This window comes from Verrucosispora sp. ts21, from assembly GCF_002879555.1.
GTDB lineage: Bacteria > Actinomycetota > Actinomycetes > Mycobacteriales > Micromonosporaceae > Micromonospora > Micromonospora gifhornensis.
Genome location: NZ_PNOZ01000027.1, coordinates 35,021 through 60,185, shown reverse-complemented (window position 1 = coordinate 60,185; position 25,165 = coordinate 35,021). Strand labels below are relative to the sequence as shown.

General features: G+C 70.9%; 22 protein-coding genes. 13 read left to right on the top strand and 9 right to left on the bottom strand.

The annotated features are described in order from the left end of the window. Positions 1–22: 22 nt before the first annotated feature. Together C1A38_RS31800 and C1A38_RS14215 are read left to right on the top strand one after the other, a co-directional pair. Positions 23–916, top strand: a complete 894-nt coding sequence (locus C1A38_RS31800; RefSeq protein WP_233196821.1) for a hypothetical protein — start codon at positions 23–25, stop codon at positions 914–916. A gap of 133 nt (positions 917–1,049) precedes the next feature. After that, positions 1,050–2,339: a serpin family protein gene (locus C1A38_RS14215; protein ID WP_102658303.1), complete on the top strand. Its 1,290-nt coding sequence runs from the start codon at positions 1,050–1,052 to the stop codon at positions 2,337–2,339. A gap of 80 nt (positions 2,340–2,419) precedes the next feature. Here the strand turns inward: C1A38_RS14215 and C1A38_RS14210 are convergent, their stop codons facing one another. Together C1A38_RS14210 and C1A38_RS14205 are read right to left on the bottom strand one after the other, a co-directional pair. After that, positions 2,420–3,136 (bottom strand): hypothetical protein, encoded by a 717-nt coding sequence (locus tag C1A38_RS14210; protein ID WP_146017551.1) that lies wholly within the window; start codon positions 3,134–3,136, stop codon positions 2,420–2,422. Then, positions 3,129–3,551 (bottom strand): MerR family transcriptional regulator, encoded by a 423-nt coding sequence (locus C1A38_RS14205; protein ID WP_102658301.1) that lies wholly within the window; start codon positions 3,549–3,551, stop codon positions 3,129–3,131. The genes C1A38_RS14210 and C1A38_RS14205 overlap by 8 nt, the downstream gene beginning before the upstream one ends. 120 nt (positions 3,552–3,671) lie before the next feature. On the opposite strand from C1A38_RS14205, the gene C1A38_RS32415 reads away from it, so the two are divergent. Both C1A38_RS32415 and C1A38_RS32410 read left to right on the top strand, forming a co-directional pair. Continuing rightward, positions 3,672–3,899, top strand: coding sequence for a Rossmann-fold NAD(P)-binding domain-containing protein (locus C1A38_RS32415; protein WP_353505517.1), 228 nt, complete (start codon positions 3,672–3,674; stop codon positions 3,897–3,899). Positions 3,900–3,978: 79 nt separating this feature from the next. Continuing rightward, entirely contained in the window at positions 3,979–4,161 is a 183-nt protein-coding gene (locus C1A38_RS32410; protein WP_353505516.1) for a Rossmann-fold NAD(P)-binding domain-containing protein, read from the top strand. A gap of 37 nt (positions 4,162–4,198) precedes the next feature. On the opposite strand, the gene C1A38_RS14195 is transcribed toward C1A38_RS32410, so the two are convergent. Then, a complete protein-coding gene (locus tag C1A38_RS14195; RefSeq protein ID WP_233196820.1) occupies positions 4,199–4,714 on the bottom strand; it encodes a Uma2 family endonuclease in 516 nt (171 codons plus the stop codon). Positions 4,715–4,898: 184 nt separating this feature from the next. Between C1A38_RS14195 and C1A38_RS14190 the strand changes: the two genes are divergently transcribed. Further along, complete coding sequence (locus C1A38_RS14190) at positions 4,899–5,948, top strand: sigma-70 family RNA polymerase sigma factor (RefSeq protein WP_013734041.1); 1,050 nt, start codon at positions 4,899–4,901, stop codon at positions 5,946–5,948. A 58-nt stretch (positions 5,949–6,006) separates the two neighbouring features. Further along, a complete protein-coding gene (locus C1A38_RS14185) occupies positions 6,007–6,570 on the top strand; it encodes a dihydrofolate reductase family protein (RefSeq protein ID WP_102658299.1) in 564 nt (187 codons plus the stop codon). 58 nt (positions 6,571–6,628) lie between these two features. Here the strand turns inward: C1A38_RS14185 and C1A38_RS14180 are convergent, their stop codons facing one another. Then, positions 6,629–7,948: a hypothetical protein gene (locus C1A38_RS14180; RefSeq protein ID WP_233196819.1), complete on the bottom strand. Its 1,320-nt coding sequence runs from the start codon at positions 7,946–7,948 to the stop codon at positions 6,629–6,631. A gap of 64 nt (positions 7,949–8,012) precedes the next feature. Here C1A38_RS14180 and C1A38_RS14175 point away from each other — a divergent pair, with 64 nt between their 5' ends. Then, positions 8,013–9,563, top strand: coding sequence for an NAD(P)/FAD-dependent oxidoreductase (locus C1A38_RS14175; protein WP_102658298.1), 1,551 nt, complete (start codon positions 8,013–8,015; stop codon positions 9,561–9,563). Between the two features lie 12 nt (positions 9,564–9,575). On the opposite strand, the gene C1A38_RS14170 is transcribed toward C1A38_RS14175, so the two are convergent. Continuing rightward, entirely contained in the window at positions 9,576–10,793 is a 1,218-nt protein-coding gene (locus C1A38_RS14170; RefSeq protein WP_102658297.1) for an MFS transporter, read from the bottom strand. A gap of 88 nt (positions 10,794–10,881) precedes the next feature. Here C1A38_RS14170 and C1A38_RS14165 point away from each other — a divergent pair, with 88 nt between their 5' ends. After that, positions 10,882–11,502 carry a CGNR zinc finger domain-containing protein gene (locus tag C1A38_RS14165; RefSeq protein ID WP_158244898.1) on the top strand — a complete coding sequence of 207 codons (621 nt, stop codon included), beginning with the start codon at positions 10,882–10,884 and terminating at the stop codon, positions 11,500–11,502. Positions 11,503–11,680: 178 nt separating this feature from the next. On the opposite strand, the gene C1A38_RS14160 is transcribed toward C1A38_RS14165, so the two are convergent. Genes C1A38_RS14160 through C1A38_RS14150 form a run of 3 tightly spaced genes read right to left on the bottom strand, consistent with a single transcriptional unit; the run spans position 11,681 to position 15,011 of the window. After that, positions 11,681–12,466: a hypothetical protein gene (locus C1A38_RS14160; RefSeq protein ID WP_146017550.1), complete on the bottom strand. Its 786-nt coding sequence runs from the start codon at positions 12,464–12,466 to the stop codon at positions 11,681–11,683. 35 nt (positions 12,467–12,501) lie between these two features. Then, positions 12,502–13,815 carry an HEXXH motif domain-containing protein gene (locus C1A38_RS14155; RefSeq protein ID WP_102658294.1) on the bottom strand — a complete coding sequence of 438 codons (1,314 nt, stop codon included), beginning with the start codon at positions 13,813–13,815 and terminating at the stop codon, positions 12,502–12,504. Then, positions 13,812–15,011, bottom strand: coding sequence for an FxsB family cyclophane-forming radical SAM/SPASM peptide maturase (locus tag C1A38_RS14150; RefSeq protein WP_102658293.1), 1,200 nt, complete (start codon positions 15,009–15,011; stop codon positions 13,812–13,814). The genes C1A38_RS14155 and C1A38_RS14150 overlap by 4 nt, the downstream gene beginning before the upstream one ends. A gap of 266 nt (positions 15,012–15,277) precedes the next feature. Between C1A38_RS14150 and fxsA the strand changes: the two genes are divergently transcribed. From fxsA to C1A38_RS14135, 3 genes are read left to right on the top strand one after another with little or no spacing between them, the layout of a single operon-like run. Further along, complete coding sequence (gene fxsA / locus C1A38_RS31160; protein ID WP_158244897.1) at positions 15,278–15,469, top strand: FxSxx-COOH cyclophane-containing RiPP peptide; 192 nt, start codon at positions 15,278–15,280, stop codon at positions 15,467–15,469. Continuing rightward, the gene (fxsT, locus tag C1A38_RS14140; protein ID WP_102658291.1) at positions 15,456–19,310 is read left to right on the top strand and encodes an FxSxx-COOH system tetratricopeptide repeat protein; all 3,855 of its coding nucleotides are present in this window, start codon (positions 15,456–15,458) and stop codon (positions 19,308–19,310) included. Before fxsA ends, fxsT begins: the two co-directional genes overlap by 14 nt. A gap of 11 nt (positions 19,311–19,321) precedes the next feature. Then, positions 19,322–20,311, top strand: coding sequence for a hypothetical protein (locus C1A38_RS14135; RefSeq protein WP_102658290.1), 990 nt, complete (start codon positions 19,322–19,324; stop codon positions 20,309–20,311). Positions 20,312–20,380: 69 nt separating this feature from the next. On the opposite strand, the gene C1A38_RS14130 is transcribed toward C1A38_RS14135, so the two are convergent. Next, positions 20,381–22,552, bottom strand: coding sequence for an AAA family ATPase (locus C1A38_RS14130; RefSeq protein WP_102658289.1), 2,172 nt, complete (start codon positions 22,550–22,552; stop codon positions 20,381–20,383). A 314-nt stretch (positions 22,553–22,866) separates the two neighbouring features. Between C1A38_RS14130 and C1A38_RS14125 the strand changes: the two genes are divergently transcribed. Then, positions 22,867–24,669 (top strand): RyR domain-containing protein, encoded by a 1,803-nt coding sequence (locus C1A38_RS14125; protein WP_102658288.1) that lies wholly within the window; start codon positions 22,867–22,869, stop codon positions 24,667–24,669. Then, positions 24,659–25,156 carry a hypothetical protein gene (locus tag C1A38_RS14120; RefSeq protein WP_102658287.1) on the top strand — a complete coding sequence of 166 codons (498 nt, stop codon included), beginning with the start codon at positions 24,659–24,661 and terminating at the stop codon, positions 25,154–25,156. The genes C1A38_RS14125 and C1A38_RS14120 overlap by 11 nt, the downstream gene beginning before the upstream one ends. Positions 25,157–25,165: the final 9 nt, after the last annotated feature.

Genomic DNA, 25,165 nt, shown 5'->3' with positions numbered 1-25,165 from the left:
CGTAGCGCGGGAGGTGGTCGGTATGGCTCGGTGGAAGGCCTCGTTCGAGAACGGGCAGCTGGTCGTCCGGCGTGGACGGTGGTTGCCGTGGCTGAAGGCGCACGTCCGACGGATCCCGTTGGCCACGGTCGTGGACATCGGGTCGCTCACCCTGTCCGACCTGGCCAAGCGGCGCGCGCAGGTCACCGTGCAGAACCCCTCGGCACCGCATCTGCCCGAGGTCATCCCGGTCCGGTTCACGCCCGAGCAGTGGGAGGTGGCCGCCTGGTTCGTCAGGGAGCGGCGAGGGGCGCCGACGCAACGACCGCAACAGGCCCCGCCCCGCCCGGCCGCCGACGTGCCCGCGCAGCGACGGGCGCAACCGCCAGCCGCCCTGCAAGCCCACGTCGCGGCCACACCCCCGACGGCACCGACCGCTGCCGACCCGACTCGAAAGGCTGCCGACCCGACTCGGAAAACTGCTGACCCGAGTCGGAAAGCTCCCGACCTGACTCGGAAAACTGCTGATCCGAGCCGGAAAGCGACCGCGTCGACAGCTCCGGTGATGCGGGCCGGCGACGGCAAACGGTCTGTGTGGTTGTGGTCCGAGGGCGAGCAGGTTCACGGCTCGCTCGTTCCGGTGGGCAACGTCGCTGCGCGCCAGCTGAGCGCTGCCGATGTGGCCGAGCTTCTGCTCGCCGAGCCGTACAAGGCGATGCCGGCGATCCGTGCGTTGACCGGCGTCGCCGACCGTGATCAGGCGTTGGCCCGGATCAGGAGCTGGCGGGCGAATCGGGTCGTGGTCAACTTGAGCGCTTCCGACCTGGCGGGGCGGCGAGTGACCGGGGCCATGCAGAAACCGGGTCGGAGCAACCCGGACGGCAGCGTACGGACCGTCTCCGGCGGCCTGCCGAGCATCAACAAGCGCCGCCGGTGAAGCAGACGGTGACGCCTCGTCACCACGTGGTTCCGGTGCCCGACCGACAAACGATGGGCTTATATCGCAGAACTTCGATGTATTTTCGGTGTTGACCTGGTGTTCCGGCGTAGGGCTGCATTACCGTCGAGATATGGTCTCGCGTCGATCGGTATTGCGGACCGTGCCCCTCGCGGCCGCCGCATTCACCGCCACCCCAGGTCAACTCCGCCGTCCCGACGAATCGTCCACATCGACCGATCCGATACGCGTACCCCCCGATCCTGCCACGCTGGCCGCCGCCGCGACCGCCGTGCGCGGCTTCTCGGCCGACCTCTACCGCGAACTGGCCTCGACCCGTCCCGGCGACAACGTGGTCTGTGCGCCGTACTCGGTCGGGCTCGCGCTGGCGATGACCAGGGCGGGTGCCGGCTCGACCACGGCGGCCGAGATGGACGCCGTGCTGCACGCGCCGCATCCCCGACCCGGCGCGCTCGACAGCGGCCTCAACACCATCGAACAGACCCTCGCCACCCGCTACCAGGACGGCGACGGGACAGCCCGGCCCCTGCTGAGGACGGCCAACGCCCTGTGGACCCGGCTCGGCCTGGGCCTGCGACCCGGCTTTCAGGACACGCTGACCGGCTACTACGGTGCCGCGCCGCACCCGGTCGACTTCGCCGGCGCGCCGGAAGCGGCCCGCCAGGAGATCAACACCTGGGTGTCCGACCGGACCAACGCGAAGATCCCCGAGCTGTTGCCGTCCAATGCGGTGAGCCCCGGCACCAGCCTGATTCTCACAAACACGACCTACCTCAAGGCGGCGTGGAGATACCAGTTCGTTCCGGCGTTGACCGCGACCGAGTCGTTCACCCGGGACGACGGCAGCGTGGTCGGCGTACCGATGATGCGGGGGCCGTTCGCCGGGATGGGCTACCAGGTCGGCGACGGGTGGCAGGCGGTCGACGTGCCGTTCGCGGGGGACCGGCTGGGTATGGCCATCGTCATGCCGACCGGGAACGATCTCGCCGCGATCGAGGCGAACCTCGACGGGGCGTGGCTGAGCGCGTTGCTGACCGGGTTCGGCGGTGCCACCGTCCAGTTGCGGCTGCCCCGGTGGACGTTCCGGCTGCCAGTGCAGTTGGCTGTCGCGCTGAGCAACCTCGGCATGCCCACGGCGTTCACGCCGCAGGCCGATCTCAGTGGCATGAGCACCGATTCGTCCCTGTACATCAACGACGTGCTGCACGAGACGTTCATCGCGGTGGACGAGAAGGGCACCGAGGCGGCAGCCGCGTCGGCCGTCATCATCCCGCCGCCGTCGATTCCGCAGGGGCCGCAGTTCTTCGTGAACCGGCCGTTCCTGTACGTCATCCACGACTGGTACACCGGCGTGCCGCTGTTCCTCGGCCGGGTCCACGACCCACTGGTCAGCGCCCTGTAGGCAGCGGGCGGCCGCCTCAACAACAGTGACGGTCCCGCCCGGCACCACAGGGCCGGGCGGGACCGTCAGGGCTGGCGCGGTCAGCCCTGGAGGGTGTCGAGCAGGTGTTGCAGCTCGGCGGTCAGCGCCGTGCGCGCCGCCGGTTCGGAGCCGTCGCGCTTGGCGTTCTCCACCTGACGGATCAACGCGGTGAGTACCGGCTTCGCGGCGTGCGCCGGACCGTCCTTGCTGAGCAGGTTCTCGATCACGGCCAGTCGGGACGTCACCTGCGATGCCGTCTGCTGCGCCAGCCGTTCGGCGTCGAGCAGCTCGGCGAGGAGTTCACGGGTCGGTGCCAACCGCGGGTCACCGGACGCGCAGTACGAGCGCCGCTGCGCGTCGGCGATCGCGGTCTCGGCGCGGGCGTCGAGCAGCAGCGGGATCATCCGCCGGTGTGCCTGCGCCATGGAGACGCCGACCCCGTCCGGGCGTACCTGCGCGTCGATCTGGTGCCGGCGCAACAGCTCCGCGAGCTGCCCGTCGTACTGCTGCGCCGCGATCAGGTAGCCGCAGGTGTCGGCCTCCACCGGCAGCGTCCCCTCCTCGTCGAGGTGGACGGTGCCCCGACCGGCCTGCGCCTCGGCGGTCGAATGCGCGATGGCGGCAGTGATGTCGGCGCTGTTGGCGGCGAAGTACGCCACCGTCGCGTCGAGCACGAAGTCGAAGGCGCGTACGGCCCGGTGCCGGATGTTCAACGTCCGGTCCGGGTCGCGCCTGGTCGATCGAGCGGCGTACTCCTTGAGCAAGTCCTCAGACAACCGCCGCCGTGGCCGCCTCGGCGTCGTGGTACGGCGTCCAGGGTGGTTCGCGCAGGGCCGGGCAGTGCTCGGGGGTCGGATGGTGCGCGATTTCGATCATGCGGTCGAGGGCGTCGCGTGCGGCAGCGAGGTCGGCCATGGCGGCGCTGATGCGGTCGCGCTCGGCGGCCATCAGCTCGAAGACCTCCGGCGGACCGTGCCCGGTGTCGATGTAGGGCATCAGCTGCACGATGGTGCGGCTGGGCAGGCCGGCGGTGAAGAGTTGCTGAATCAACCGGACGCGTTCGACAGCTGACTCGGGGTAGATGCGCTGGCCGCTGGGGGAGCGTTGCGAGGTGAGCAGGCCCTGCTCTTCGTAGTACCGCAGAGCTCTGGTGCTGACGCCCGCCTGTCGCGCGATGTCACCGATGCGCATCGGCGTCCCCCTCTGGTTGCCTCGTCCGACTTGCCCTTGACGTCAACGTCAACTCCTACGGTAGTCGACGCCGGGCCGGAACACGGCCCCCACCGAAGCCCACCCAGGGAGCGAGAACCCATGAACACCGCTGACCAGATCGCCCTCGTCACCGGAGCCAACCGCGGCATCGGCCGCCAGTTCGTGCTCGAACCGCTCGACCGCGGGGCGAGCAAGGTGTACGCGACGGCCCGCCGCCCCGAGAGCCTCGACTTCACCGACAGCCGGGTGGTGCCGTGCCGCTGCGCCTCGACCTGCTCGACCACGATTCCGTCGCCGCCGCCGCGAAGGCCGCCGAATGGAACATGACGAACGGCGTACGCCTCGAACTCGCCGCCCAGGGCACCCTGGTCCAGGGCGTCCTGGGCGGCGCGGCCGCACGGACCTCATGGCCGGCTACGACGGACCCAAGATCGACCCCCGTGACGTCCCACGGCTGTCGCTCGACGGCCTGGCAGCCGGATCGATCGAGGTGATCGTCGACGACTGGACGGCCATGGTGAAGGCCTCGCTCGCCGGCGACCCCGCCCCGTTCTACACCCAGATCACCGAACTGCTCGGCGCCAGCTGAGCGACGTCGAGGGCTGGCCGTCGTCGTGGTGGCGCAGTCAGTCGAGGTCGTGTTCAGTCGGGCTGGTGTTGAGGACCCAGGCCAGCGGCATGGTCGCGCGGACGGTGTAGTTATCGCCGTCCAGGTGGTGCATGGTGACGGTCTGGGCGGCATCCTGGTCGACCACCCAGTACTGGCCGATGCCGGCGGCGGCGTACTCGTTGCGCTTCGTCACGGTGTCGATGCCCTCGGAGCCGGGTGAGATGATCTCGACGACGAGGAGCACATCGGCAACCGGCAGCCAGACGCCGTCAGCCTGAGTCTTACTCCAGACGACCAGGTCGGGGATCCGTCCGCCGACGCTGCCGTCCCGGCCGGGAATGCGTAGACCCACGGTCTGAGCGACACGTTCCGCCGGCACTCCGCCCTGGGCGAACCACACCATGAGCCGGGTCGCGATGATGGCATGGGCGTACCCCGGCGGCGGCATGATCGAGAGGACTCCCTCCGGGCTGATCTCGTACCGGTGGTGTTCGTCCTCAGCCATCATCGCGGTGAGGTCATCGAGCGTCACGACCGGGGGCATGTATCTGCCAACCGCCTCTGAGCTCATGCGCAGATCCTACCGGCCGAGGACCGGACCAGGGACGGTGACACCTTCGCACCTGGTTGACCCTCGGCAGTGGAGGGAGGCAGATGCGGAAGCGCCAGTGGCCGACAGCGTCGAGCGACAGCCGTGCGTTCGGTACGGTCGCCCGGTGAGCGACGACGACTTCGCCTCCCGGATCGAGCAGCACCGGCGTGAGCTGCGCGTCCACTGCTACCGGATGGTCGGTTCCTTCGACGAGGCGGAGGACCTCGTGCAGGAGGTCTTCCTGAAGGCGTGGCGGGCGCGCGACGGGTTCGAAGGTCGGTCATCGCTGCGCAGCTGGCTCTACCGCATCGCCACAAACGTCTGCCTCGACGCCCTCGACGGGCGCAAGCGGCGGTTGCTGCCCGATCAGGCCAACCCGGACTATGCGCCGGGGCAGCCCGTGGCGACCCTGGTCACCGGCCCGTGGCTGCAACCGTTTCCCGACGCGCTGCGCGAACCGTACGCCCTGCGGGAAGCACGCCCGCTGCGGGAGCCACGTACGGTGCGGGAGCCGGTCGCGCCGCGCCAGGACGAGCCGGAGGCGGCGGTCGTGGCGCGGGAGACCCTGGAACTGGCGTTCCTGGCGGCGATGCAGCACCTGCCGCCCCGGCAGCGCGCGGCGGTGATCCTCTGCGACGTGCTGGGCTGGCCGGCGCGGCAGACCGCCCAGGTGCTCGACGGCAGCGTCGCCTCGGTAAACAGCGCGTTGCAACGGGCCCGCGTGACGTTGCGGGAGCACCTCCCGCCGGGCCGGTCGGACTGGGCTCCGGCCGCGCCACCGACCGAACCGCAGCGGCAGGTGCTGCGGCGATACCTGGACGCGGTCGAGCGCGGCGATCTCGACGAGGTGGCCGAACTGCTGGCCAAGGATGTGCGGGCGACCATGCCGCCGTTGCCGGAGTGGTTCGCAGATCGTGAGTCCGTCCTCGCGGCGCTGGCCGCGACCTGGGACCCGACCTCCGCCGAGTACATCGGCGCGTTGCGGATGATTCCGACGAGCGCCAACGGACAGCTCGCCGCGGCGAGCTACCGCCGACCGCCGGGCCAGCAGGTCTTCGAGCCGTTCGGGATCGGAGTGTTGCAGGTACGCGACGGGCTGATCACCGAGATCGTCGCGTTCCACGAGCCGGCGCTCTTCCCGGCGTTCGGCCTCCCGCCGACGCTGGACCGATGAGTTTTCGTCGCGGCTGCCGTCTCTTCTTCGGTACGACCGATCGCACCAGGAGGACAGCATGAGCGACTTCGCACCACAGACCGCCGGCGGCAAGGTTCTGTGGCATTTCACCATGTCACTGGACGGGTTCGTGGCGGGACCGGATCACGACATGACGTGGATGCAGACCGGCATCTCCGAGCGGCCCGGCTTCGTCCAGCAGTACGTCGAGACGACAGGCGCCATCCTCGGCGGCCGCCGTGGCTGGGACATGTTCCCCGACGCCGGCAATGTCTACGGCGGCGACTGGACCGGCCCGGTCTTCGTGTTGACCCACCATCCCGAGGACGCGAAACCCGCTGACCGGGTGACGTTCCTCAACTGCGATGTGGCGGAGGCGGTGCGGATCGCGTTGGCGGCCGCCGACGGCAGGAACGTGGAGGTGCTGTCGCCGGACATCGGCCGCCAACTCCTCGAACGTGGCCTGATCGACGAGATCGACCTGCACATCGCGCCGGTGTTGCTGGGTGACGGCATCCGGCTCTACGAGCACCTCGGCGGCCGTCCGATCTACCTGCACCGCGTCGGTGCCGACGACCCGACTGCCGAGGTGGACGTCCGCTACCGGCCGGCGGCAGCCTAGCGCCCCGGGGTCCGGACCAGCCCGCACGCTGGTCCGGACCTCGACCAGCCCCGCTGTCTCAGATGATGAAGTGGGTCCAGTAGGCGAGCCAGATGACGAACAGAGCGCCCTGCAACACCGCGAGCACGGCGGTCAGCCAGACGTCGAGCTGGGGTCGTCGTGCCCAGCCGGCCAGCACCAGGGCCACCGGGAACACCGCGAGCAGATAGCGCAGCAGGCTCTTGTAGACGGGGGTGCCCATCGACAGCGGCACCAGCACCATCATCACCCCGTACACCAGGTAGGGCAGGCCCAGGCGGCGGGCGCCGCCGACGAGGACGGCGAGGAACAGGACGGCGATCCAGACCCGTACGGCGTCCGGTGCCGCTCCGGTCAGGCCGTGCCAGAGGACGCCGAGCGGGTTCTGCACCCGGATGTTCCAACCCTGCTCCTGCGCGTGCTTGTAGGCGAACCAGTCGCCGCTCTGCCACCAGCAGAACGCCATGAAGCTGAGCCAGCCTGCGGGCAACAGCAGCAGCGGCCACCCGGCTCGGAGATATCCCCACAGGGCGCGCGGACGCAGCCGATAGCCGCCCTGGCGCAGCAACACCAGGACCAGCGGTAGCGCCACGAAGAACCCGGCCGACCGGCTCAACGCGAGGAAGAAGCCGATGACGCCGACCAGCAGCCAGCGTCGTTTCTCCGCGTAGTAGAAGGTGGCAAGCGTCAGGCAGAGGAAGAGGGATTCGGTCAGCGCCGCGTGGAACAGGAATGCGGTGGGCAGCAGCACCAGGTACCGCACGAACCGCCGCGCCGCCCGGCCACCGTCGCCCGGCCCACCGGCGGTGGCTGCGCCCGGCTCGTCGGCGCGGCCGGTGGCAGCGCTCCGGTCGTCGGTCAGCAGGCGCTCGCCGAGGCGGACGCCGTAGTAGAGCACACCGATGTAGGCCACGTTGGCGATGACCAGCAGGGCCAGCGCGGTGTCGCCGCCCAGCAGTGGGGCCAGCGGCCGGGCGAGGAACGGATACAGCAGCGGGAAGGCGAAATCCGTCCACGGTTGGTCGAGCGGCAGCCGGGCCAGGTGGTCGTAGAGGAACGAGTCCCAGGCGAACCAGAACGACAGCCACCCGTGCGGTGAGACCTCCCGCTGCTGCTGGCGCATCTGCGCCTCGTCGGGTGGGGGCGCCCACGCGGTGCCGTCGAAGGCGGCGAGCGTGAGCACCCCGACCAGCGTGAAGACGATCTTCGTGCCGAGGAAGACCCCGAGCACGTACGGCCAGGGTGCCGGCACCCGCGCGAGCGCCCGGCCCACCCGGCCCGTCCCGACCATCCGTCCCCCGACCGTCACGAATCGGGTCGGCGTACCCGCTGCGGCGGCGACCACACCCGCAGCACGCATGTGACATCGCCGCGAAGGCGGGTAACCGGCCGGGTCGGTCGGGGGACGTGAGGTGGCGAGGGTCATGGGTGACGAGCACGGCACCGTGGTGATCGGTGCGGGTCCGGCGGGACTGACCGCGGCGTACGAACTGCTCCGCCACGGCGCGCCGGTGCGGGTCTTCGAGGCCGACGGGGTGGTCGGGGGCATCAGCCGGACCGTGGAACGCGACGGCTGGCGCTTCGACATCGGCGGGCACCGGTTCTTCACGAAGGTGTCCCGGGTCGAGGACTTCTGGCACGAGATCCTGCCGGACGAGGACTTCCTGCTGCGCCCCCGGATGAGCCGCATCTACTACCGGGGAGCGCTCTACGACTACCCGCTCAACGCCGGCAACGCGCTGCGCAACCTCGGCCTGTGGGAAGCGGCCCGGTGCATGGCGTCGTACGCCCGGGCCCGGTTGCGGCCACCGAGGGACCAGTCGCACTTCGAGGGGTGGGTGTCGGCCCGGTTCGGTTGGCGGCTGTATTCGATCTTCTTCAAGACGTACACCGAGAAGGTCTGGGGCATGCCTGCCGACCAACTGCAGGCGGACTGGGCGGCGCAGCGGATCAAGAACCTGTCGCTGGCCAAGGCGGTCCGCAACGCGGTGCTGCCGAAACGTAACCGCACCGACGTGACAAGCCTGATCGAGGAGTTCCAGTACCCGAAGCTGGGGCCGGGCATGATGTGGGAACGCTGCGCCGAGCAGGTACGGCGACACGGCGGCACGGTGCAGACCGGCACCTGGGTCACCGCCGTGCACCGCGACCCGCAGCAGCGGCGGGCGACCTCGGTGACCGTCGACGGCGTGGACGGCCGACGCACCGAGCCGGCCGACCACGTCATCTCCTCGATGCCCATCTCGGAACTGGTGGCGGCGCTGCGTCCGGCCCCGCCGGCACAGGTTCTCGCCGCCGCCGAGGATCTGCGCTACCGGGACTTCCTCACCGTGGCGCTTGTCGTGCCGGCGGAGTTCTCCTTCCCCGACAACTGGATCTACGTGCACGACCCGGACGTGAAGGCGGGCCGCATCCAGAACTTCGGCTCCTGGTCGCCGTACCTGGTCAAGGACGGTCGTACCTGCCTCGGTCTGGAGTATTTCGTGTCGGTGGACGACGAGACCTGGCGTACGCCCGACGCCGACCTGATCGTCGCCGCGACCCGGGAGTTGGAGACGCTGGGACTGGTCCGGCCCGGGGTGGTCGAGGCCGGCTACGTGGTGCGGATGCCGAAGGCGTACCCGGTCTACGACGAGCGCTATCAGCGCAACGTCGACGTGATCCGGCAGTGGCTGGCCCGCGAGGTGCCGAATGTGCACCCCGTCGGGCGCAACGGCATGCACCGCTACAACAACCAGGACCACTCGATGCTGACGGCGATGCTGACAGTCGAGAACATCGTGCGCGACGCCGGCCACGACGTCTGGTCGGTCAACGTGGAGCAGGACTACCACGAGGAGACCTCCCGCGGCGACGGGCGGCACGGCACCGGCCGCGACGCGCCACTGATGCCCGCCCCGCCGCTGCCCGCCGTGACCACCCTCGCTGTCGAGATCCCCGCGGACGTCCACCGCAACACGGGCGTGCCGCGCTGACCTGAGGGGGCGTCAGGACACGCGCTCGGACCGCGCCGGGGCGTCGGAAGGCTTCTCGTCGGGCCGTCGGTGCTCTGTCGTGGCGACGGGACGGAGGCGTCGTTCGCCGACGGCCAGCACCGCAGCGACCACGCCGAGCAGAGCGCCGATCAGCACCGTGCTGCGTACGCCGTGGCCCGGCAGGGCGAGACCGCCGATCAGGGCTCCGGCGGTGATGCCGACGTTGACCGCGGCGGAGACGGTGGCGGCGGCCAGGTCGGACCGCCCGGGCGCCACCTGGAGCACCAGGCCGCCGAGGGCGGCGGTGAACGCGGCGAAAGCGAGCCCGGCCACCGCGATCAGGCCGACGGCCACCGCCGGTCGGTGACCGAAGGCGTAGAGGGCCAGCAGCGACCCCGACTGCAACGCGACGGTCGCGGCCAGCACCGACCACGGGCCACGGTCCACCACCGTGGCGACGGCGAGGATGCCGAGGACGCTGGCGATTCCGCGCACCAGCAGGATGGCCCCGACGGATGCGGCGGAGAAGCCGGCCACCTCGGTGACGAAGAGGGCGACATAGGTGTAGGCGGCGATGGCGCCGGCGGTCGCGAGGACGGCCACCGCCACCAACAACCAGAAGCGTCCGGCGTCGGGCGTCGCGCCGCGAGCGGCATGCCCCTGGTCCGGCCGCGTCGAGGGCAGCAGCGCGGCCACCGTGGCGAGCACGACCGCACCGAGCGCGGCGACCGCCAGGAACGAGATCCGCCAGCCGGCCCGTTCACCCAGCCAGGTCCCCGCGGGTACGCCGAGCGCCAGCGCGACGGTGCCGCCGGCGAAGACGACCGCGACCACCCGCCCGCGTAGTCGAGGCGGAAACAGTTCGGCCGCCGCCGGCACCACGACCGCCCAGAACAACGCGTGCGTGGCGGCGGTCGCCATCCTGGCCGCCAAAAGCAGCGGGAGATCGTCCGCCACCACCGTGATGGCGGTGCTGAGGACGAAGCCGGCCAGCAGGGCCGACAGCAACCGTCGGCGGGGGACCGTCCGGACCAACGCCGTCAACGGGACCGAGGCGACCATCACCACCGCGCCGTAGACGGTGACGAGCAGGCCGACCTGCGGCGGTGTGACGGCCAGGTCGGCGGCCATGGGCAGCAACAGTCCGATGGGCAGCGCCTCGGCGGTGGTGTAGAGGAACGTCCCCCCGGACAGGCCGATCAACGCTCCCACTGCCCGACTGCGCCTCATCCGACCCTCCCCGTTGTTACTCCCTAAATCCGCTATGGAGGAAACTAAGCGCCGCTTGTCGATGGGTCAACTGGTAAAGTGGATTTCGATGGAAACACCCGAGGACGTCACGCGGATGCGCCTGGTGGGCGGCAACCTCGCGCTGGACTTCGTCAACACCCGCTCCGGTCCACCCACCGGAGCACCGGACGACGACACCTTCACCGGCTACCCCGACCTGGTCGCCTGGGGCGTGTACGCGGGCACGCTCACCCCGGCGCAGGCCGCAGCGCTGCGCCGACGCTCTCGTGACGATCCGGACGGCGCCGAGGCGACCTTCGGGCAGGCGCTGCGCATCCGCGACGACCTCGACCAGGTGTTCCGGGCGCTGGCCACCGGCCGGGACCCGAGCGTGTCCGCGCTGACCCGGCTGCGAGACGACGAAGCAGACGCGCTGCGCCACGCACGACTCGAACGCGACCGCGCCTACGGGTGGACCTGGCACGCCGACGACACCCTCGCCCGGCCGCTGCGACCGGTCGTGCACGCGGCCGTCCACCTGCTCACCGCGGGCCAACTGGACCGGATCAAGGGCTGCGGCGGCTGCCGGTTCCTCTTCTACGACGAGAGCAAGAACCGCAGCCGCCGCTGGTGCAGCATGGACGACTGCGGCACCGCGGAGAAGATCCGCCGCTACATCACCGCCCGCCGCAGTCGCGCCGCCCGGTGAGATCGCCGACCGGTCGGCCGGTGATGCCCGCGTTACCGGGACGACCTGCCGTCGAGATCGTCATGCATAGATCTTCAGCAAGGAACTCGCCAAGGCCGACGTCTACGGGTACGTCACCGACCTGCACGCCCGCGTCATGTCGAGTTGACAGGCGCGGGTCGACCGACCCGGCGGCGGCTCAGCCGGGCCGGTGGTTGTTGGTCCGGCCGACCCGCTGGATGAGGGCCTCGACCCAGCGTTCGAAGCGGCCGTTGCCGCCGCCGAGCAGCCCGCTCAGCTCGTCGGCAGTCACCGCGCCCCGGGTGGCCAGCGAATCGACCAGGATGCGCAGCCGGCGGTTGTCGTCGTCGGCCGGCCCCTCGCTGAAACCGCCGGTGCCCAGGTGGCGCTGCACGTCCTGGAGGATGTCCATCATCTGCGGCAACGTCTCGACGATCTGCGACAGGCCGGCCTCACGTGGGCTGGTCGAGCCGCGCAACTCCTGAAGGGCGAGGGCGATCGATATCGGGGTGACGATGTCGTCGCCCTCGCCGAAGGCGTCGATGGCCCGACCGAGCTGCTTCTTGGCCTGGTGCACGCTGTCCAGATCGGTGTGGTCGACGCTGATCACCCGCATGCCGTGCACGTCGAAGGGCAGCTGTTGGTCCTTCGCCAGCAACTGCACGAACGGCTTGCGCAGCGCGTGCCGGACGGCCAACTCGTAGAAGACGTTGGCATTCTGGTCGGTGAGGTCGGCGATGACCAGGTCGTTCAGGATGATCCGGTCGAGCACCTGCGAGGTGATCATGCCGGAGCGTTCGATCTCGTCGCCACGTACCGCGACGTAGCCGCGCTCCTCGACCACCGGGCGGATGACGTGATTGAGGATCTGGTCGCTGCGTTTGCGAGTGTCCGAGCCCTCCGGGCCGATCGGTGCGATCACGAAGCACTCACGGCTCGCCGGCCTGTCGTTACCCTCCCCCATGGACACAGCGTAGTGGAGTTCAGCGATACGCGTTGTCAGCCGGTCGGTGCACGACGTCGGCCCCACCGCTCGCGATGCTCGGCGAGCAGCCGGTGGGCCCGCTGCGCGGCCGGCGGGCTGACCGGCTCCGCCACCCAATCGGCCAGCACGGCGGCCATCCCGTCGACCAGGTGCCGGCCCACCGGGGTCAGTCGCCGCTGCGCGGCCAGCACCCGTACGGTGTCGTCGGCGGCCCGACTCCACCTGGCGAACTCGACCTCGGCCCGGTACCGCGCCGCACCGTCGACGCTCACCCGCACCTGCCGACGCCAGAAACCCGCCACCCCCAGATGGGCGTACACCCCGTGCAGCAGGCCCTCCAACGGCCGGGGGTCGGTGCGCCACGGCGCGTAGAACAGCTCTGGCGGGCCTGGTTCCACCAGGGCGAACATGTCGTTGAGCGCGGCCAGTTTGGCGTGCTGGATCTCGTGGGCCAGCACGACGGCGGCGGACGGGGCGTCCGGTGGCAGCGACATGGCCACCGCCCCGAAGGCGTGATGGAAGGTGCCGCTGCGGCTGCCGGCGCCGGGCGAGGGGACCGGCACCAGCGCGCGTAACGCGCCGGACAGTTCCTCGGCGACCGGTCGATGGTGCTCGACCAGCAGCCGCCACGCCTCGTCCAGGCGCGCCCGCCACGCGTCGGTCAACCCGCCGCCGATGCGGTGACCCGTGCCGATCCCCGGCACATGCCGCCAACTGCGGGTGTCCAGCAGCAGGGACAACCGCAGCCCGTGGTGGGCCAGATCCAGCCGGGGCACCGGCCGCCAGCACCTGTCGGTCGAGCCGGCACCGATCTCGACCCGCTCGCCCGCGCCGTACGCCCAGGCGTGTCCACGGCTGACCCGGATCCGGGCGCGGGTGGCGGCGTCCGGCAACGTCGCCGTGCCCAGGCCGGGCAGATCCAACCGGCCGGCCGCGCCGTCCGCGAGTGGCACGTCGAGGTCGGCCTCCATTCCCGCGCGTACGGCGGCGGTGGCCGCCACCGCCGCCAGCAGCCCGGGGTACGCCTGCGCCGCGCCGTCCCCGTCGAGCAGCGCCGCGGTGCCGAACGCCCAGGCGGCGACCGGTGGATGCCCGAGTGCCGCGGCCCGCTGCTCGGGCCGCAGCCCGGCAAGCAGCCGATAGGCCGCCTCGATCGCGGCCCGGTCGGGATGCCCTCGCTCGCGCAGCAGCGCGATGATCGCCCGGACCAGCAGCATCGACTTGCTGTGCTGGGCGGCCCGCAACCGGGCCACCGCGTCCGCGCCGCCGCGCCCGGCGGCCAACTCGTCGAGGACCGCCCGGGGCAGCCGATGCTCGCCGGGGATCACCGGACCGCCCCGGACAGCACCGCGAGGTCCCGTCGTATCGTGCGCCCGATGTGGTCGATCAGGGCGTACAGGTCAGGGCAGTAGACCGACGGATTGTCGAAGCCGGTGTCGGCTCGCCAACGGTGGGTGCGCAACCCGCCGCCGCACACCTGACGCAGCTCGCAGGCCTGGCAGGTGGCACAGAGGGCCGCCGCCCCGGCCTGCTGCGCGCGGACCGCCGGCAGGTCCAGCGCGTCGTCGAACTGGTCCCGCAGCACGTGCAGCCCGGTGCGGGCGGCACCGCTGTGCGCGGCGGCGAGCGTGTCGTCCATCTCGATGGCACCGTCGGTCTGCACCACCGCCACCGCGGCGGGGCTGGTGCCCACCCCGGCGAGTCGGGAGGTGCCACCGAGCAGCACCTGGATGATCTCGTCGAAGAGACGGATCCGTACCGGTGGCCCGTCCGCGTGGTACCACTGCTCGAAGACCGTGATCAGCCAGTCCGCGTACGGGGTCGGGCGCGGCTGCGGAACCCGCCCGGGTGGGGGAGTGCTCCAGGTGCCGTGCGGCAGCAGGAAGTCCATCGTCGGTGGCCGGTGCGCCAGCAGGCTGCGGTACGTGGTCACCGGATCGTTGCGCAGGTCGACGGTGCACAGCAGACCGTTGAACAGGTGCGGATAGCCGGTGGTGAGCCGGCGGATCGCCGCCTCGACCCGGTCGTGGCTGCCGCGCCCGTCGTGCCCGCGCCGGTGCCGGTCGTGGGCGGCCTGGTCACCGTCGAGACTGAGGCTGATTCGCACGTCGAGCCGGTCGAACAGCCGCAGGTACGCCTCGTCCAGCCGGGTGCCGTTGGTCTGCACCGTCATCCGGGTCGGCACCGGCGCGACGCCCTGTCGGATGGCCGACACGGCGCCCTCGATCCGCGCCGGCCCGGCCAGCAGCGGTTCGCCACCGTGCAGGATCACCGAGACGGTGTCGAGCCGGTGCGCGCGGGCATGTTCGCCGATGCGGCGCGCGGTCGCGTCGAGCACCCCGGGCGACATGATCCGGGGCAGATCCCGCCACCGCTGGTCGGCCATCGTGTAGACGTAGCAGTGGTCGCAGGCCAGGTCGCAGCGACTGTGCAACTTGAGCACGAACTGGTGGAAGGCCACCGGCGGGGCGCGGCGGGCCGCCGAATCACCGGCTGGCCGGTGCCCGTCGACTGATTCGGGCATCAGAGGGCTCCAAAGCGGGCGGCGGCCGGAGGGCCGCCGTCGATGCCACCAGCATACATCGATGGGCGGCGCTGGCCGGGTTGCCAGCGGATCGACGGACGGTGAAGGATGTCGTCCGAGACGGTCCGCCGCCGGCCTCGGGTGGCGCAGCGGTCACCCCTGGTCTCGACGCCGTACCGTTATCATGGGCGTACGCAGCGGATCTGGCCAACGATCTATGTCCGGCTTCGAGGCGACACGATCATTGTGCGATACGCAGACAGGCGGTGATCGGGTTGGACACCGGGGAGGACGTGTTGCGCTCCGATCTGATCGATCTCACCGATGTGGACCTGGCCGCGCTGGAGGGCGTGCCCTCTCAGGTGCTGCTGGCCGCGCTGCATCGCCTGCAACGTCGCAGCGCCGCCGCAGGCGACCAGTACGCAGGCTGGAACAGTGCGATCGATGGCGACGACTGAGCAGCAGGGCGGCCTGACCGCCGCCGTGGGCGCGGGGGAGCCGGCGGCCCACTGCACCATCGTGTCCTTCGTGTCGCCCACCAGCGGCAACTCCGGGCGCAGCAGCGCGGTGGCCAACATCGCCTGGATCCTGGCCTCGAACGGCAAGCGGGTCCTCGCGGTCGACTGGTGCACCAAGACCCCCCGGGTCTACGACTACCTGCGTTCCTTCCGGGTCGACGCCCTCGTCAGCGCCGGGGTGCTCGGCGCGGAGCTGGCCGCGTTGACCAGTCCGCACCCGGACGCGCCGGCCCACCGCACCTCGGCGCTGAGTGGCCCGTCCGCGCCGGAGCAGGGCCTCCTCTACCGGTACGCCATCCCCGGCACGAGCTTCGGTTTCGCCCTGGTCGGGGTGAGCCTGGAGGTCGACGGCCTGCCCAAGGTCGACCCGGTACAGACCCGGCTGCTGCTGCGTCGGGCCGGCTACGACTACGTCCTGATCGACACCCCGGTGGATCTCACCATGCCGGGGGTCAGCTACGCCGCCATGCTCAGCGACGTCGCGGTGGTCTCGATCCCGCCTCGCCGTCCCGCCGTGCAACAGGCCGCCGACCTCGCCGAGCAGTTGCATCGGCAGGCCACCGGCGGCATCCGCATCCTCGCCGCTCCCACCCTGCGCGACGTCAGCCAACCGTGGTACGGCGAGGCCCGCGACCCGGTCCGCAAGGCGTTCGCGAAGCTGCTCGACGAGTCCGGCAACGCACCGAACTCCTCCGTCGAGATCGTGGAGGTGCCCGAGCCGACCTACGACACCTACGACGACGTGTTGGCGGTGCTGGCCGACAGCCCTGGCGACCAGAGCAGCCTGCTGTCGGCGTACGAACAGATGGCCTCCTGGATCAGCGGTGGCGCGGTGACCCGGGTGGCCGAGGTGCCCGAGCGGATCCGCCGCCGCTACCGCCGGGGTGTGTTGCTGGAACGGGCGGAGAGCGCGGACGAAATCCATGTGCTGTACGAGCCGCCCGAGCGGCCGTACGCCGACTGGATCGCAGGGCAGCTGCGACGGGCCGACGTCCACGTTCACCCGCACGCCCTGCGCGGTGGCGCCGCACCGACGTTCGAGGCGGACGCCACCGTGCTGGCCCTGCTCTCCCCAGGGGTGGTCAAAGCGCTCGGTGTCGGCCTGACGGCCGGGCCCGGCACCGACATCGAGGTGTTCGGGGTACTGACCGGCGGTCAGCCACCGAAGCAACTGGATCCCAGCCGGATCATCGACCTGCGCGAGGTCGACGCCGCCCGCGCCCAGCCTCTGCTGCTGAGCCAGTTGGGTCTCATCGCACCCACCCAGCCCACCGGCGACCTGCGCTCGGCCCCGCGCTACCCGGCCGAGACAGAACGTCGTCTGCGCTCGAACCTGCCGACCCGCAACGGGTCCTTCGTCGGCCGCAGCGATTACCTGGAACGACTGCGCGACCAGCTGACCAACGGCGGCGGACCGGTGACTCTCAGTGGCGGGGCCGGCGTCGGCAAGAGCGAGATCGCCCGGGAGTTCGCCCACCGCTTCGCCTACGACTACGACGTGGTCTGGTGGATACCGGCACAGGACCGGGAGACGGTGCAGACAGCCCTGGGCGAGCTGGCTCAGGAGATCAACGTGGTGGACAGCGTCGGTGCGGCGGAGGCGGCCGTGGCCGCCCTGTCGGAGCCGAGGAGCACCATCGCCCGCTGGCTGTTGATCTACGACAACGCCGACGACGCCGAGGTGCTGGCCGGCCTGCTGCCCCGCCCCGGCACCGGGCACATCCTGTTCACCTCCCGCGACGACGGCTCCTCGAACCTGCCCTCCCCGCTGGAAGTGGCGGCGTTCAGCGGCGACGAGAGCGTCACCATGCTGCGCCGCATGCTCGGCATCAGCTCTGCCGACGCCCGGTCCATCGCTGCTGCGGTCGACCACCTGCCGTTGGCCCTGCGGCTGGCCACCGCCTGGATCCGGGAGCGCACCCGGACGCTGGAACGCGAGGGCGTACCCAACCTGGTGGCGGTCAGCCGGTCCGTCGAGGAACTGCTGTCCAGCCTGCGCCAACCGGGGGTGGAGGAGCCGACCGAACGCATCCCCGGATCGCGTACCTCCACGGTCGCCCGGGTGCTGGACAACACCCTGGCCACCCTGCGGGACACCGAGTTCGGGGCGTTGGCCATCCGGGTGGCCGAGATCGCCGCGTTCCTCTCCCCGGAGGGCATCGGCCTACCACTGCTGCGCTCGACGCCGATGCTGGTCCAACTCGCCGCGGCAGCCGACACCGATCCGGAGGAGTTGCTGCTCGCCGCCGGAGAGATCGACCTGGTGCTGGCCGTGGGCGCGCGCTTCGCCCTGTTCGACATCGACTGGGGGCGGGGTGCGGCGCTGCGGATGCACCGGGCCATCCAGTTCCTGATCCGTGAGTCGATACCCGAGCCGCAGCGGAGCGAACGACACCGTCAGGTCCTGCACGGACTGGCCGGCTACGCGCCGTCCGACCCGGAGGCCGACGACCGCCGCTACCTGCCGATCTTCGAGGAGCTGCAGCGTCATCTCGTGCCGTCCGGGGCATTGACCGCCGACGACGCCCGGGTGCGACACTGGGTGGTCAAACAGGTCCGTTACCTGTTCTACTTCGGCGACAGCGACGCCTGGCAGTCCGCGGTACGCCTGGCGCAGCAGGCCTGTGACCAGTGGGCGGCCGGCGGTGACTTCGACCAGCTCACCATGCGCCTGTTCGTGCAGACCGCGAACCTGCACCGGGTGCTGGGCCGGCCGCAGGAGGCGCTGCGCCTCGACGAACAGGTGCTCAGCGAGCAACGCCGCCGCTACGGGCTGCGGCACTTCCGGACCCTCATCGCGGGCCGGGGCAGGGGCGGTGACCTGCGTGGCCTCGGCCGATTCGAGGACGCCCTGGTGGAGGACCAGGCCACCCTCGCCGGCTACCACGAAGTGCTCGGCGGCGACCATCCGAACACCCGGATGGCGATCAACAACCTCGCCATCTCCTTCCAGCTGACCGGCGACGCTCGGGAAGCACTGCGCCTGGCTCACCAACTGTTCGACAGGTGGATGAGCCTGTTCGGCCCGGACGAGCCGGCGACCTGGCGAGCAGCATGCCTGGTCGGCACCCTCGAGCGGGAGGTCGGCGAGTACGAGCTGTCACTGGCCACCCTGCGGGGCACCCTGGAACGGGTGCACGAGCTGCGGTCGTCCTCCCAACTTGACGAACTACGGGTCAACCGCAGCCTCGCGGTCACCGAGCGCCGTCTGGGGCTGACCCTTGCCGCGAAGAAGCGCAGCATCGAGACCTTTCGTGGCTACCGGGACCGCTTCGGGGAAGACCATCCGCTGACCCGTTCCAGCCTGCTCAGCATGGCCGTCGACTACTACCGGGCCGGAGACGCCGGGGCCGCCGTCGAACATGCCATGCGCTGTCTGCGGGGCTACGAGCGGACGCTGGAGACCGGTCACCCGTTCACCGCGGTCTGCTCGGTCAACCTCGGCATCTGCCACCGGGGCACCGGCGAGTACGACCACGCCATCCGCGACGGAGAGCGGGGCATGCGCACCCTGCGGGCCCGGCTCGGCGACGCCCACCCGTGGACGCTGACCGCGGCGACGGCCCAGGCCGGTCACCTGGCCGCCCGCGGTGACCTGGCCGACGCCGTACGCCTGCAGCAGGAGACGCACCTGACCAGTCTGCGTTTCCTCGGCGGGCGTCACCCCTGCACCGGCGACGCCGCCGCCAACCTCGCCGCGATCGTCGCCCGGCGCGACGGCACGGACGACGGCGGTGTGGCGGCGTTGACCGACACCGACATCGACGTGCCGAGAAGCTGAGGAGTGACCAGGTGAGCGACCCGCAGCTGATCGATGCGGTGGTGGAGGAGTCCGCCGAGCAGGACGTGCCGGGGTTCCGGAAGAAGCGGAACCTGTGCCGACAGTTGCTCCTCGACGACCCGGCGGTCTACCACATCGCGCACTACACCGGCGGCGTGCTCGACTTCTCGCTGGACCTGCTGGCCCACATTTCCGCACCGGCCGGTCGACCCGACACCGACCCGACCCAGCGTCGTGAGGCGTACCGCCGGGTGGGCGCCCAGTTGGTGTACCGGGCCGCCGAACTCAGCCGCCGGGTCTGGCACCTGCAGTGTGGCGGGCTGGTGCGGTTGGCCGCGCAGACCCGGGTCGACTACGTCTTCTGCAACACCACAGTCGGCGGGGAACACGTGGTGGGGTTCGCGCGCACCGCCCCGGCCACCGACTCCGTGGTCGACCCGGCGGCGGCCAGTCAGATCGACCAGAGGGCTGCGAAACTCGCCACCGACCTGCGCGGTCTGGTCCGACAGCCGTCACAGAATCCCGGCGGCTGGCAGACCGAGGCGTACGACCCGTCGTCCTCGGACGGCGACATCACGTCCCACCTGACCGAGGTCGGCGACAGCGAGGCGATCCTCACCCGGGCACTGCGCCCCTCGGGCCTGCACTACCTCAGTCATCACCGGCTGGGGGAGCAGGTCACGGCGGTCGACATTCTGGCGCACCCGGATCTCGAACAGTTCTTCAACCGGGGTGCCACCGTGGTCGACAGGCGTATCGGCTACCAGCGGCTGGCCCGGGACCTGTCCCTGCTGGCGCTCCAGGTCGGCCGGGACCTCCGCCGGGCGATCACGGGCGAGGTCGAGCGGTTGGTGCTCGACCTGGAGATCGGTGCCGTCTACTACTACCTTCTCGCCCCGGACGAGTACCTCTTCGGGGTGTGTCTCGACCAGGACTGGGTCAGCCACGCCGACCAGGCCATCTGGAAGGTGGGTGGGGAACTGTCCCGCACCCGGCCCTAGCACCTCACACGCTGTCCGGGGCCCCGCAGATCGTGGACGAACCCGCACGTCCACCTGCGGAACCGTCGGTCAGCTGTCGATCACCTGTCGGCGTACCTGGCCACTGAGCCCGTCGAACATCGACCGCGCCTCCGACCAGCTCAGCGACCGGTCGACCGGCTCGGCCGGGGTGCCGCCGTCAGGCAGGGCCAGGTCGTCGAGCAGGTCCAGTTGGAACAGCGGCAGGTATTCGGCGATCCCGTCGTAGGTCTCACAGAGCCGGTCCAGCCGTTGCAGGTCGGCCGGATGGGGGGCGTGACGGTGGTTGACGTACCACTGCTCGACGCCTTCGCGGAACGCCTCGATCAGCCGGCGCAGCACCAGGGCGGTGCCCAGCGCCCGCTGCACGTCACGCGAACGCAGGCCCGAGCGCAGCAGCGGCGCCGCCTCACCGGACCGGCGGGCGGGCTCCGGTCGGGACGGGGTGAACGCGTCACGCAGGTGGCGTTCGAAGCCGGTGAGCTGGTCCAGCGCCTGCACCGCCTCGACGAAGACCCGGGCCACCCGGCCCGGCAGGGCAGTGGCGAGCCCGGTCTCGGCCTGGTGCGTCGACGACACGGTGTCGCGTCGGGTCGATGCCCGCGCATCCGGGCGCAGGTCGCCCCGGATCTCGTCCAGCTGGTACGACAGCCGTTCCAGCGAGCGCTGGGCGTTTGTCTGTTGACGCTGGATCCGCTCGACCCGCTGCCGTACCGAGGTCAACGCGTCCGCGCCGAGGGTCTGCTCCAACCGACGCATCGACGCCTTGACGCTGCCGGACAGGTCTTCGGCGAAGGTCTGCGGATCGTGGACGATCGGTTCCACACTGAACGTCTCGGTGAGGTCCGCGGCGAACTCCGCCGGCAGATGCCCGACGACGACCAGGATCACCTCGCTGTCCGGCACGGCCGTCCGGATCGCCACCACCCGACGGTTGAGCTCGTCGACCTCCTCGGCCTTGAGCACCGACTCGGTCAGCAGCACGCAGCAGCCGCCGCCCTGCTCGTCCAGCGGCACCCAGAAGTCGACCGGCAGGTCCCGCAGCGAACCGATCAGGTGGTCCCGCTGGTACGACCAGCCCTCCTGGGTCAGCACCCGCCGCACGTCGGCGGCGACGTCCTGCCGGCTGGCCAGATCGAACTGGACCCGTACCGCCTCCCGGACCATGCGGTGGGTGACCTGCGTGCCGTCCTGCATCGCCCGCTGGTAGAGGTGGTAGCACAGCCGGATCAGTCGACGCGGCACCCCGTCGGTCAGGTTGGTCAGGTATTCGGTGGTCTCCACCGTGAAGGGCGCCAGTCTGGCCTGGCCGAAGGCCCGCAGCTGACTCTGCCGGATGAAGTCGCGGACGTCCTGCGCGGTGAGCGCGGACATCCGCACGATCGGCCCGATCCGCTGGCGCACCTGCGGGGTCAGCAGGTGCAGCAACTCGGGCAGCCCGGCGATCACCAGCAGCGCGCCCGCCGAGGTGAAGACGCCGATCAGACGGGAGAACCGGGCCGACGTCTCGTCGCCCGGCCGTCCGGCGGTGGACAGGATCTTGTCCAGTTCGTCAAGCACCAGGACATAGCGGTCGTGTCGGCGCGCGAGCAGCAGCGCCAGCACGCCCATCGTCTCCACCGCGCCGGACTCCACATCCGTCCGCGCGGTGACGCCGGCGCTGACCAGTGCCGGCCCCGGCGGGTAACCCATCAGCCAATCCCAGGCCGCCGTCTCGGTGGCCGGATCGACAAGCATCGCCAGCACCGTGCCGACGGAGTGGTCGGCGGTGACCTCGGCCAGCTCGACCCGCAGCCGCTCGGCGAGCAGCTGCGTACGCTCACCGGCTGTTGTCGGTACGTCGGCCGACTCCGCTCGGTAGTCGTCGACCAGGGCGCGTACCGCCTCACGGGACAGTCGACCCAGGAACCGTCGGCTCAGCGACAGGAAGGTGTCGGCGGGCGCGTCGAGGTACACGGCCTGCACCGTCCCGGTGGTGCCGCGCCGGGCGTGGGCCAGCAACTCGGCCGCGAGGTGTGTCTTGCCGGTGCCGTAGTCACCCACCACCGCCACCGTCCCACCGTTGCCGGTGGTCAGGTAGTTGTCCAGGTGGGCGAGGGCGTCGCGGATGGCCACCGTGACCACGGTGGTGGCGAGCGCACCGCCCTCGGTCACTCGGGCCACTGCCGTCGGGGAGAACGGATTGACCGGGTCGACCGCCGGCGGATCCTCGATTGCGTCCATTGCCCTGATCCTCCGGTAGCTCTGCTCTGGGCACCAGGCAGTCTCACGCCGGAGGTCGGATTTCCCCGTACACCGCCACCGGAACGTCCTCAAATCGTAGCCCTCGGTAGCCATCCAGGCGGACCCTCGAACGAGCTCAGAACGGGCTCACCTGCAAAAAAGAGCCGATCGGCGGGTCTGCCGAACGCTCTGGCGATCGACTGCGTCAAATACCATTGGCCCATGGGCTCAGTCCGCTGGTCGGGATGCCGACCGTGGCCGCCCCACCCCACCGGTTCCGGCACGTACGGCCCTCCTGAGGAGGGCACCCTGCGATGACGTACCCGTCCGCCGGTTTCGCCCGCCCCTCCGCCTGGTGGCTGCGGGTCGTGTTCGGAATCATCGGCGTGGTCGCCCTGGTCCTCGGCGGGATCGGGTTCGACCGGCTGCGCACAGAACGCCCGGACACCATCCACGATTCCTACGACGTGCTCTACTACACGCTGCAACTGTTCGTCCTCAGTGCCGAGCCCTTCGAGAACTCCGGCCCCTACCCGTGGCAGTTGCAGGTGGCCCGCTTCGTCGCCCCGCTGTTCACCCTGCTCGCCGTCGCCGAGGCGGCCCGGCTGCTGCTGGCCGCCGAGATCCGCCGGCTGCGGGCCCGCCGGGCCAGCGGGCACGCCCTGGTCTGCGGTGACTCCCAGTTCGCCCACATGCTCGCCGACCGGCTCTACGCCGACGGTGAGCGGGTGGTCGTGGTGCGCTCCGAAGCGTTCGGGCCGCTGGAATACCGCCGACGCCGCTACCTCGGGGTGATCGGCGACCCCACGAGCGTCGAGGTGCTGCGCGGCGCCGGTCTGCCCCGGGCACACACCATCTACGCCTGCACCGACGACGACGACCTCAACCACGCGATCGCCAACGCCGCCAGCCGGCTGATCCAGGACCGGCGCAACCCGCCCCGGGTCTACGTCCAGGTCCACGATCCGGAAATGTGCCTGTCGTTGCAGGCCCGGCGGCTCGGTGCCGCCGGTTCCAGCCGGCTGCGACTGGACTACTTCCACGTCGACGACATCGCCGCCCGGGCGCTGCACCGACACCATCCGCTGCGTCCGACCCGGGACCGCACCGCCACGGTCCTCATCGCCGGCAACGGCAGCTTCCGTCGCGCCCTGCTGGTGGAGACGGCCCGGCACTGGCGGGCCCAGCACACCCGCTCGAACCTGGCCGCCGCGCCGCTGCGGGTGGACCTGGTGGCCCCGGACGCCCGCGCCGAGTTCGCGCTCGTGGCCGCCCGCTACCCGTTCCTGCGGACCGTCTGCCAGGTGTCGACGTACGACCGGGAGGTCGACGAGCTGACCGGATTGGCCCAGTTCACCGCCGGCGGCTACGACCGCATCTACATCTGCCTGCCGGACGAGGACAGCGGCCTGCAGTTCGCACTCGACACTCCCGCGCTCTGGCAGGGCACCCGCAGCACCGTCTTCGTGCCGGTCTACCGGCAGGCCGCGCTGGCCGCCGCCTTCCACGGCGACTCCCGGCACGACCTGCTCGACGAGGTGCACGGCAAACTGTGCCTGTACCCGGTGCTCACCCACGCCTGCGAGGCCGAACTCATCGCCGAGGACCTCACCGAACGACTGGCCCAGCAGATCCACGAGCGCTACCTGCACGCCCGGCAGCGGGCCGGCGTACGCCTCGGCGACGCCCCCGCGATGGTGCACTGGTCCCGGCTGCCCGAGTCGCTGCGCCGCGCCAACCGCAGCCACGTCCAGGACATCGCCGCCAAGCTGCTCAACCTCGGCTGCGTCGTCGCGCCCCGGCACGGACACACAGGCGACGCCTCGGCCGCCGGGCAGGCCATCGCGGAACGCGTGGAACAGTTGGCGCGTCTCGAACACGAACGGTGGTGCCAGGAACGGCGCACGGAAGGCTGGACGTACGGTGAGCCCCGTGACGATCTGCGCCAACGGCATCCCGAACTTCGACCGTGGGACGAGTTGAGCCCCGCCGTGCAGGAACAGAACCGCGAGGAGATCCGGGCCCTGCCGGATGTGCTGTCCGACAGTGGATTCGAGCTGATCCGGCTGACCACTCCGGTGCCCGCCCCACGGCCGGGAGCAGCCGATGGCCGGTGAGCACGGCCCGCTGCGCGTCGGCGTCGCGGGCCACATCCACCTGACCCCCGGCAGCGTACGGCCGATCGCCGACGCGCTGCGGGCCGAACTGCACCGGCTCAGCGACCGACCGGTGCACGGCGTCACCTGCCTGGCCGACGGCACCGACCAGATCTTCGCGCGGGTGGTCCTGGCCACCGGCGGCACGTACGAGGTGATCCTGCCCGCCGCCGACTACCGGGACACGATCACCGCCGCCCGCCGGGCCGAGTTCGACGAGCTGCTGGCGCGGGCCAGCACGGTCATCCACACCGGGCACCAGCACTCCGGCACCGCCGCCTACCTGGCCGCCAACCAGGAACTGTTGAGTCGGGTGCAGTGTCTGGTGGCGGTCTGGGACGGCTCACCGGGCTGCCACGCGGCCGCCACGGACCGGACCGTCGCTGCAGCCCGGCAGCGCGGCATCCCCACCACCGTCCTGTGGCCCGCCCAGGCCCGCCGGGCCTGACCGCCGTCA

Excerpts from the sequence above, each read along its gene's own strand:
- C1A38_RS31800 (WP_233196821.1), top strand. The coding sequence starts at position 23 with ATGGCTCGGTGGAAGGCCTCGTTCGAGAACGGGCAGCTGGTCGTCCGG.
- C1A38_RS14215 (WP_102658303.1), top strand. The coding sequence starts at position 1,050 with ATGGTCTCGCGTCGATCGGTATTGCGGACCGTGCCCCTCGCGGCCGCC.
- C1A38_RS14205 (WP_102658301.1), bottom strand. The coding sequence starts at position 3,551 with ATGCGCATCGGTGACATCGCGCGACAGGCGGGCGTCAGCACCAGAGCT.
- C1A38_RS32415 (WP_353505517.1), top strand. The coding sequence starts at position 3,672 with ATGAACACCGCTGACCAGATCGCCCTCGTCACCGGAGCCAACCGCGGC.
- C1A38_RS32410 (WP_353505516.1), top strand. The coding sequence starts at position 3,979 with ATGGCCGGCTACGACGGACCCAAGATCGACCCCCGTGACGTCCCACGG.
- C1A38_RS14185 (WP_102658299.1), top strand. The coding sequence starts at position 6,007 with ATGAGCGACTTCGCACCACAGACCGCCGGCGGCAAGGTTCTGTGGCAT.
- C1A38_RS14180 (WP_233196819.1), bottom strand. The coding sequence starts at position 7,948 with ATGCGTGCTGCGGGTGTGGTCGCCGCCGCAGCGGGTACGCCGACCCGA.
- C1A38_RS14175 (WP_102658298.1), top strand. The coding sequence starts at position 8,013 with ATGGGTGACGAGCACGGCACCGTGGTGATCGGTGCGGGTCCGGCGGGA.
- C1A38_RS14170 (WP_102658297.1), bottom strand. The coding sequence starts at position 10,793 with ATGAGGCGCAGTCGGGCAGTGGGAGCGTTGATCGGCCTGTCCGGGGGG.
- C1A38_RS14165 (WP_158244898.1), top strand. The coding sequence starts at position 10,882 with ATGGAAACACCCGAGGACGTCACGCGGATGCGCCTGGTGGGCGGCAAC.
- C1A38_RS14160 (WP_146017550.1), bottom strand. The coding sequence starts at position 12,466 with ATGGGGGAGGGTAACGACAGGCCGGCGAGCCGTGAGTGCTTCGTGATC.
- C1A38_RS14150 (WP_102658293.1), bottom strand. The coding sequence starts at position 15,011 with ATGCCCGAATCAGTCGACGGGCACCGGCCAGCCGGTGATTCGGCGGCC.
- fxsT (WP_102658291.1), top strand. The coding sequence starts at position 15,456 with ATGGCGACGACTGAGCAGCAGGGCGGCCTGACCGCCGCCGTGGGCGCG.
- C1A38_RS14130 (WP_102658289.1), bottom strand. The coding sequence starts at position 22,552 with ATGGACGCAATCGAGGATCCGCCGGCGGTCGACCCGGTCAATCCGTTC.
- C1A38_RS14125 (WP_102658288.1), top strand. The coding sequence starts at position 22,867 with ATGACGTACCCGTCCGCCGGTTTCGCCCGCCCCTCCGCCTGGTGGCTG.
- C1A38_RS14120 (WP_102658287.1), top strand. The coding sequence starts at position 24,659 with ATGGCCGGTGAGCACGGCCCGCTGCGCGTCGGCGTCGCGGGCCACATC.